This window comes from Allobosea sp. TAB14 (genome assembly GCF_052113865.1).
Classification (GTDB): Bacteria; Pseudomonadota; Alphaproteobacteria; order Rhizobiales; family Beijerinckiaceae; genus Allobosea; species Allobosea spartocytisi.
This window is the reverse complement of sequence record NZ_JBFRDQ010000323.1, coordinates 1-2,270: the sequence shown is the minus strand read 5'-3', so window position 1 is coordinate 2,270 and position 2,270 is coordinate 1. Positions and strand designations below refer to the sequence as shown.

Here is a 2,270-nt window from a genome sequence, read left to right as displayed (position 1 = left end):
CTCCAACACCGTCCTTTTCGTCGACACCGGCACCCATCGTATCCTTGTTGACTCTGGCTTCGGGGAAAAGCTCGGTCCGTTATTCGGCAACTACAGCTATCTGCAAGCCAATCTACGCCGTGCCGGCATTTCTCCCGACAGCATCGATCTCGTCATCATCTCGCACGGCCATGTCGATCACATCGCCGGACTCCTGAATGACAAGGGATCGCTCGCTTACCCGAACGCCCGCCTGGCCTTCGTCGACCAGGAGTGGGACTATTGGAAGGGTAGCCGGTTCGAGTCCGAGATCAACGGCTCGCTATGGCCGGACGGTTTCAAGGTTGCGCAGGTCGCGACGGTCAAGACTGTGCTGCCGACCGTCGAATCCCGCCTGATCCGGATCAAGGCCGGCGGCGAGATCGTGCCAGGCGTGCACTACGTTGCGGCTCCGGGCCATTCGCCGGCGCATTCGGCGATCCTTTTCGAGTCGGGCGGCCAGCAGCTGATGTATCTGGCGGACGTCGCGCATCATCCTGTCACAAGTCTTCAGCGCCCAGAATGGACGCCCGTCGTCGACTACGATGCGGCTCTGTCGGTCAAGACGCGACGCGCGTTGCTGGACAGGGTTGCGACAGATCGCTCTCTCGTCATGAACTACCATTTTCCCTTCCCGGCGATCGGCCATGTGGTGCGGGACAAGGATGCCTATCGTTGGGAGGCGACCCAATGGGTCTGGTGAAAAGGGTAGCCGGGCCGTGCCGCGGAGCCTGACTCCCTCTTCCTGCCGGGCAGAAGGATTGCAGGTCAGGCACCGCTCTGCGCTTTGAGAATTTCGCTGGCACGCACGAGATCGGCAACCGTGCGTACCTTCATTTTCCGCATCATCGTTCCGCGATGCACCTTGACGGTGATCTCGCTTAGGCTGAGCTCAAACGCGATCTGCTTGTTCATCAAACCTTCGACGACAAGAGCAAGAACCTCTTTCTCCCGGCTGGTCAGGCTGGCGTATTTTTCCGTGACATCGGCGACCGCTGCATCGCTTACACTTCTCTTTGCGTCTTTCTGCAGCGCTGTGGTGACAGCTTCGACGAGATCGGCATCGTCGAACGGTTTCACAAGAAAATCGATCGCACCCGATTTCAGCCCGCGGATCGATGACGGCACATCGGCATGTCCCGTCATGAGAATGATCGGCATCGCAATACCCACCTCGCGAAAACGGGCTTGGAAGTCGAGACCATTCATGCCGGGAAACTGGATATCGAGAAGGAGGCAGCCGCAATCGCTCGGCCGCCACGCTTCGATGAAGTGCTGCGGCGAGGGGAATTCAGCGACATCGAATGCGGCTGAGCGCAGCAGATTGGCTAGCGCGCCGCGCAGGGCAGCGTCATCGTCGATCACCCGCACGACGGGCCGCAACGCTAATTTCGCCGCATCCGTCATCCGTCTGCCTTCGTGTCGCACAAGGGCAGGCTGAACCGGAATGTCGCACCGCGTTCAGCGCTGGCGTCAGTCCAGATACGGCCGTCATGGCGTGCCACGATCGAGGCGCAGACGGAAAGGCCAAGCCCCATGCCATCGGCGCGGTTCGTGACGAAGGCCGAGAAAAGTCTCTCGCGCAGCGCCGGGTCGATGCCAGGCCCATTGTCACAGATCGAGACGACGGCATGTCCATCGTCGACATGGGTCGAGACCTTCAACAGCGGCGCCGGGCAATCGACCGTTATCATGGACTGCGTGGCGTTCATGATCAGGTTGATCAGGACCTGCTGGATCTGGATGCGATCCGCCAAAACGTCGGGCAACAGCGCATCCAGCATCCTCGAGAGCCCGACGCGGCCTTTTCCGAGCTCCTGGGCCAGCAATGTCAGCGTTTCGTTGACCAGTTCGTTCAAGGCGAACCGATCCGGCTGCGGAGCTTCCTTCCGCGCGAGTGCCCGGACACCCGCGATGACATCTCCCGCCCGTTTGGCCTCGTCGACAAGCCGCTCCAATGAATGAACGGCTTCTCCAATCTCAGGCCGCTCGCGCCTCAGCCAGCGCAGCCCCGCCTGCGCGTTTGAAACGACGCTCGCGAGCGGCTGGTTCACTTCATGAGCAATCGACGCCGTCAACTCGCCGAGACTCGTCAGGCGTGACGCATGAGCCAGTTCGAGCTGGGCGTTCAGCAGGTCCACCTGTGCCTGCTTTAGCGCCGTGATATCGATCCCCGTGATGATGATGCTCTCCCGGTAGGACCCCTCGGATTGGAAGGCTGCGGAGAACATGAAATCCAGGCTGCGTCCGTC

3 protein-coding genes are annotated in these 2,270 nt (G+C 60.8%); 1 reads left to right on the top strand and 2 read right to left on the bottom strand.

Annotated elements, in window-relative coordinates:
- Positions 1–721, top strand: a 721-nt coding sequence (locus AB4Y99_RS27135; protein ID WP_441525524.1) for an MBL fold metallo-hydrolase, incomplete at its 5' end; no start/stop codon positions are given.
- Between the two features lie 65 nt (positions 722–786).
- Here the strand turns inward: AB4Y99_RS27135 and AB4Y99_RS27130 are convergent.
- Together AB4Y99_RS27130 and AB4Y99_RS27125 are read right to left on the bottom strand one after the other, a co-directional pair.
- Positions 787–1,425 (bottom strand): response regulator transcription factor, encoded by a 639-nt coding sequence (locus AB4Y99_RS27130; protein WP_441525523.1) that lies wholly within the window; start codon positions 1,423–1,425, stop codon positions 787–789.
- The coding region (locus AB4Y99_RS27125) for a sensor histidine kinase (RefSeq protein WP_441525522.1) at positions 1,422–2,270 on the bottom strand (849 nt) is incomplete at its 5' end. The genes AB4Y99_RS27130 and AB4Y99_RS27125, both read right to left, overlap by 4 nt.